At 71.5% G+C, this 6,000-nt stretch carries 6 protein-coding genes; 1 reads left to right on the top strand and 5 read right to left on the bottom strand.

Annotation, left to right across the window (positions count from 1 at the left end):
• A partial coding sequence (locus ACWDBE_RS32885; protein ID WP_449809729.1) for an acyl-CoA dehydrogenase family protein occupies positions 1-842 on the bottom strand: 842 nt, incomplete at its 3' end.
• A gap of 218 nt (positions 843-1,060) precedes the next feature.
• Between ACWDBE_RS32885 and ACWDBE_RS32880 the strand changes: the two genes are divergently transcribed.
• The gene (locus tag ACWDBE_RS32880) at positions 1,061-2,398 is read left to right on the top strand and encodes a UDP-glucose dehydrogenase family protein (RefSeq protein WP_449809728.1); all 1,338 of its coding nucleotides are present in this window, start codon (positions 1,061-1,063) and stop codon (positions 2,396-2,398) included.
• Between the two features lie 23 nt (positions 2,399-2,421).
• Here the strand turns inward: ACWDBE_RS32880 and ACWDBE_RS32875 are convergent, their stop codons facing one another.
• The 4 genes from ACWDBE_RS32875 to ACWDBE_RS32860 all read right to left on the bottom strand — a co-directional run bounded on the left by ACWDBE_RS32875 (position 2,422) and on the right by ACWDBE_RS32860 (position 5,914).
• Positions 2,422-2,847, bottom strand: a complete 426-nt coding sequence (locus ACWDBE_RS32875) for a CoA-binding protein (protein WP_449788290.1) — start codon at positions 2,845-2,847, stop codon at positions 2,422-2,424.
• 164 nt (positions 2,848-3,011) lie between these two features.
• Entirely contained in the window at positions 3,012-4,220 is a 1,209-nt protein-coding gene (locus ACWDBE_RS32870; RefSeq protein WP_392914441.1) for a dipeptidase, read from the bottom strand.
• A 33-nt stretch (positions 4,221-4,253) separates the two neighbouring features.
• Entirely contained in the window at positions 4,254-4,778 is a 525-nt protein-coding gene (gene purE / locus ACWDBE_RS32865; protein ID WP_402410232.1) for a 5-(carboxyamino)imidazole ribonucleotide mutase, read from the bottom strand.
• Complete coding sequence (locus ACWDBE_RS32860) at positions 4,775-5,914, bottom strand: 5-(carboxyamino)imidazole ribonucleotide synthase (protein WP_392867009.1); 1,140 nt, start codon at positions 5,912-5,914, stop codon at positions 4,775-4,777. Before ACWDBE_RS32860 ends, purE begins: the two co-directional genes overlap by 4 nt.
• Positions 5,915-6,000: the final 86 nt, after the last annotated feature.

Here is a 6,000-nt window from a genome sequence, read left to right as displayed (position 1 = left end):
CCGAACTGCCGGCGCTCCTTCACATACCCCTTCGCGTAGTCCAACGCCCCCTGCGCGATCCCCACCGCCTGCGCCGCGATCGTCACCCGGGTGTGATCCAGCGTGCGCATCGCCGTCTGGAAACCCGTCCCCTCCGCACCGATCATCCGATCCGCCGGAATCCGCACATTGTCGAAGTACACCTCACGCGTCGGCGAACCCTTGATCCCCAGCTTCTTCTCCGGCGCACCGAACGACACCCCCTCGTCGCCCTTCTCCACCACGAACGCCGAGATCCCCTTCGAGCGCATCGAAGGATCCGTCACCGCCATCACCGTGTAGAACTCGGACACACCCGCGTTGGTGATCCACCGCTTCACACCGTTCAGCACCCAGAAGTCCCCGTCCCGCACCGCCCGGGTCTTCATCCCCGCCGCGTCCGAACCCGCCTCCGGCTCCGACAGGCAGTACGAGAACATCCCCTCACCACGCGCCAACGCCCCCAGGTACCGCGCCTTCAGCTCCTCCGAACCCGACAGCTGCACCGGCAGCGACCCCAGCTTGTTCACCGCCGGGATCAACGAGGACGACGCACACACCCGCGCCACCTCCTCGATCACGATCACCGTCGCCAGCGCGTCCGCCCCCGCACCGCCGTACTCCTCCGGCACGTGCACCGCGTGCAGGTCACTGCCCTGCAACGCGTCCAACGCCTCCTGCGGGAACCGCCCCTGCTCGTCCACCTCCGCCGCGAACGGAGCGATCTTCGCCTCGGCCAGCGAACGCACCGCCTCACGGAGCATCTCGTGCTCCTCGGAGATCCGGAAGAGATCGAAGTCAGCCGCCCCTGCGCTGCCCGCCATGATGCCTGCCTCGTCGTTCAGTGACCAACGCCCGAGCGAGGTCCGATCGACGCCCGGTGCGAGTCGAATCCGCGGTTAACTACCGTTCAGTAGAGATCCTAGGGCGCGGGCCTGCGGCTGCCTAGCGTCCCAGCCGTGCAGGTGATCCGTGTGAGCTCCCCGCGGACGGATAGCATCAGGGCATCTGTACTGGTCGCGTCCGCATCCAAGGAGAACCCGTGACCCTCCGCATCTCCGTGATCGGCACCGGCTACCTCGGCGCCACGCACGCCGCCGCGATGGCCGAGTTCGGCTTCGAGGTGCTGGGTCTGGACATCGACCCGGACAAGATCGCCATGCTGACCGCGGGCCGCGTCCCGATGTACGAGCCCGGGCTGTCCGAACTGCTGCTCAAGCACGTGGCCGGACACGAGGGTTCGACCGGACGACTGCGCTTCACCACCTCCGCCCAGGAGGCCGCCGAGTTCGGCGACGTGCACTTCGTCTGCGTCAACACCCCTCAGCGCAAGGGCGAGTTCGCGGCCGACATGTCGTACGTCGACACCGCGATCGACGAGCTCGCGCCGCACCTGACCCGCCCCGCCCTGGTGGTCGGCAAGTCCACCGTCCCGGTCGGCTCGGCGGCCCGGCTGGCCGAGCGGCTGGCCGCGCTGGCACCGGTCGGCGAGGGCGCCGAACTCGCCTGGAACCCGGAGTTCCTGCGCGAGGGCTTCGCCGTGCAGGACACCCTGCGGCCGGACCGGATCGTGGTCGGCGCCCAGAGCGAGCGGGCCGAGCGGCTGCTGCGCGAGGTGTACGCGGAGCCGATCGCGGCCGGGGTGCCGTTCATGGTCACCGACTTCGCGACGGCGGAACTGGTCAAGGCGGCCGCCAACTCCTTCCTGGCCACCAAGATCTCCTTCATCAACGCGATGGCCGAGGTCTGCGAGGCGGCCGGCGCGGACGTCACCCAGCTCAGCAAGGCGCTCGCCTACGACGAGCGGATCGGCGGCAAGTTCCTCAACTCCGGCCTCGGCTTCGGCGGCGGCTGCCTGCCGAAGGACATCCGCGCGTTCATGGCCCGGGCCGGCGAGCTCGGCGCCGACCAGGCTCTGACCTTCCTGCGCGAGGTCGACTCGATCAACATGCGGCGCCGCTCCCGGATGGTGGAGCTGGCCCGCGAGCAGTGCGGCGGCGGCTTCCTGGGCCGCCGGGTCGCCGTCCTCGGCGCCGCCTTCAAGCCCAACTCGGACGACATCCGGGACTCCCCCGCCCTCAACGTGGCCGCCCAGATCCAGCTCCAGGGCGCCCAGGTCACCGTCTACGACCCGAAGGCCGTGGACAACGCCCGCAAGATGTTCCCGTCCCTCACCTACGCCCACTCCGCCCTGGAGGCCGCCGAGGGCGCCCACGTCGTCCTCCACCTCACCGAGTGGTCCGAGTTCCGCGAGCTGGATCCGGCCACCCTCGGCTCCGTGGTCGCCGAGCGCCGCCTGCTCGACGGCCGCAACGTCCTGGACGCCGACGCCTGGCGCGCCGCCGGCTGGACCTACCGCGCCCTGGGCCGCCCGAGCTGAGCGCCCCTCCGTGTTCCCGGGCTCTACCCGAAGCGACCGGCCCGGCCGAGGCGGGGAATCTCGATGGCGGGGCATTTGTCCATCACCATCGAGAGCCCCGAAGCCCGGGTCCGCTCGTACGCGGCTTCGTCGGTCACACCGAGCTGGAACCAGACGGCCTTGGCGCCGATCGCAGCCGCCTGGTCCGCGACCTCACCAGCGAGGTCGGACCGGACGAACACATCCACCACGTCCACCTCGAAGGGGATGTCCGCCAGGGACGCGTACCCCTTCTCGCCGTGCACCGTCTCAGCCTTCGGGTGCACGGGCACGATCCGCTTGCCGAAGCGCTGGAGCACCTCGGCGACGCCGTAGGCCGCTCGTCGCCGGTTGGACGAGAGGCCCACGACGGCCCAGGTGTCCCCTGCCTCGGTCAGGATCCTCCGAACCGTCTCCGGGTCGCCGTACATGCCCTGCCTCCTCGCAGCCGAGAGCCGAGAACTCACCTCACCCCAGCGCCACCGCGATCCCGGCCATTCCCGACCGGGATCCGCACCAGCGGACCAGGGACGCCGGGCCGGCCGTGGTGACGGACCGGTGCCCGGCCGTCGAGATCCCGCGGCTGGGCTGAGGCTCAGCCGTCCAGCCGCGCGATGGTGGCGATGGACGGGCGCCGCTCGGCGCGCAGCCGGGCGGCCACCGACTCGGCGTCGCGCAGGACGCGGACGGCGTTGTGCCAGGTGAGCTTGGCCAGGTCGGCCTCCGACCAGCGGCGGTCGAGGAGTTCGGCGACCAGGTTGGGGTAGCCGGCCACCGAGTCCAGGCCGTCGGGCAGGAAGGCGGTGCCGTCGAAGTCGCCGCCGATGCCGATGTGGTCGATGCCGGCCACCTCGCGCATGTGGTCGAGGTGGTCGGCGACGGTGGCCGGGGTGGCGATCGGGCGCGGGTTGGCGGCCTCGAAGGCGCGCTGGCGCTCCATGGCCGGCGGGGTGGTGTCCAGCGGGTGGAAGCCGTGGGCGCGCATGTTCTCGTCGGCCTCCCGGGTCCACTCGATGGCGGCGGGCAGGATGAACTTCGGCACGAAGGTCGCCATCGCCACGCCGCCGTTGGCGGGCAGCTGGGCGAGCACGTCGTCCGGGATGTTGCGCGGGTGGTCGCAGACCGCGCGCGAGGAGGAGTGCGAGAAGACGACGGGCGCCTCGGTGACCCGCAGGGCGTCGCGCATGGTGTCGGCGGAGACGTGCGAGAGGTCGACCAGCATGCCGAGCCGGTTCATCTCCCGGACGACCTCCTCGCCGAACCGGGTCAGCCCGCCGGCCACGGGCTTGTCGGTCGCGGAGTCCGCCCACGGCACGTTGTCGTTGTGGGTGAGCGTCAGGTACCGCACGCCCAGTTCGTACAGGGCGCGCAGGGTGGCCAGCGAGCAGTCGATGGAGTGGCCGCCCTCGGCGCCCATCAGGGAGGCGATCCGGCCCTCGGCGCGGGCGGCCTCCATATCGGCGGCGGTACGGGCCAGGCGCAGCCGGTCCGGGTAGCGCTCGACCAGGGCGTGGACGAAGTCGACCTGCTCCAGGGTGGCGCTCACCGCGTGGTCGCCGGCCAGCGAGGAGGGGACGTAGACGGACCAGAACTGCGCGCCGACCCCGCCCTCCGCGAGGCGGGCGAGGTCGGTGTGCAGGCGGTCGCTCTGGTCGGCGGCGAGGTCGAGCGCGCCGAGGTCGTACCCTGCCTGCTCGCGCATCGCCCAGGGGAGGTCGTTGTGGCCGTCCACCACGGGGGCGGTGCGCAGCAGGGCGCGGGCGCGGTCGAGCGGGGTGGGGGAGGAGTCCGTCCGAGAAGTCATACGGGCTGTTCTACCCCACCCCCACCGGCGGGATTACTTGCCGAATCCGAAGGAGGAGGAACCGGCCACCTTGGCGCGCAGCTTGGCGCCCTTCTCGGTGGCCTGGTTGTTCAGCTCGGCCTGGAAGTCGGTCATCTTCTCGGTGAGCTCGGGGTCGAAGGCGGCGAGCATCCGCACCGCGAGCAGGCCGGCGTTGCGCGCGCCGGCCACCGAGACGGTCGCCACCGGAACGCCGGCCGGCATCTGGACGATCGACAGCAGGCTGTCCATGCCGTCCAGGTAGCGCAGCGGCACCGGCACGCCGATGACCGGCAGCGGGGTGACGGAGGCGAGCATGCCCGGCAGGTGGGCCGCGCCGCCGGCGCCGGCGATGATCGCCTTCAGTCCGCGCTCGTGGGCCCGCTCGCCGTACGCGACCATCTCGCGGGGCATCCGGTGGGCGGAGACGACGTCCACCTCGTAGGGGACCTCGAACTCGTCGAGCGCCTGGGCGGCGGCCTCCATGACCGGCCAGTCGGAGTCCGAGCCCATCACGATGCCAATGAGCGGAGAGGTCATTCGGTGATCGTTCCTCGCAGGTAGGCGGCCGCGTGGCGGGCGCGCTCGCGGACGTCTTCGAGGTCGTCCCCGAAGACGTTGACGTGGCCGACCTTGCGGCCGGGCTTCACGTCCTTCCCGTACATGTGGATCCGCAGCCCGGGGTCGCGGGCCATGCAGTGCAGGAAGGGGTGGTACATGTCGGGGTAGTCGCCGCCGAGGACGTTGACCATGACGGTCCACCTGGCGCGCGGGCGGGGGTCGCCGAGCGGGAGGTCGAGGACGGCCCGCAGGTGGTTCTCGAACTGCGAGGTGACGGCGCCGTCCTGGGTCCAGTGCCCGGAGTTGTGCGGGCGCATGGCCAGCTCGTTGACCAGGATGCGGCCGTCCCGGGTCTGGAACAGCTCGACGGCGAGGTGGCCGACGATGCCGAGGTCGCCGGCGATCCGCAGGGCGAGCTGCTGGGCCTCGTCGGACAGGGCCGGGTCGAGGTCCGGCGCGGGGGCGGTGACCTCGGCGCAGACGCCGTTCTCCTGGACGCTCTCCACCACCGGGTAGGCGACGGCCTGGCCACTGGGCGAGCGGACCACGTTGGCGGCCAGCTCGCGGACGAAGTCGACCTTCTCCTCGGCCAGCACCGCGACGCCGGCCAGGAACGGGGCCTGCGCCTGCTCCTCGTCGTCGACGACCCAGACGCCCTTGCCGTCGTAGCCGCCGCGGACGGTCTTCAGGACGACGGGGTAGCCGGAGCCCTCGTTCGCGAAGGCGGTGACGTCGGCCGGGTCGGCGACGATGCGGTGCCGGGGGCAGGGCACGTCGATGGAGTCCAGCTTGGCCCGCATCACGCCCTTGTCCTGGGCGTTGACCAGGGCGTCCGGGCCGGGGCGGACGGCGATGCCGTCGGCCTCCAGGGCCCGTAGGTGCTCGGTGGGGACGTGCTCGTGGTCGAAGGTGATCACGTCGCAGCCGGCGGCGAAGGCGCGCAGGGTGTCGAGGTCGCGGTAGTCACCGAGGACGACGTCGGAGACCACCTGCGCGGCGGAGTCCTGGGGCGTGTCGGCGAGGAGTTTGAACCTGACCCCGAGCGGGATGCCCGCCTGGTGTGCCATGCGGGCCAGCTGCCCGCCACCGATCATGCCCACCACTGGAAAATTCACATTGCCCGGGGAAGTCACGCGGCCCAGGATATCCGGGCCGGTCGGGCGCGGTGGAGCCGCCGGTGGGGCCTCCGGAGCGGACGCGC

This window comes from Kitasatospora sp. NPDC001132 (genome assembly GCF_053598415.1).
The sequence above is the reverse complement of the archived record's forward strand: the minus strand, read 5'-3'. Positions and strand labels throughout refer to the sequence as shown.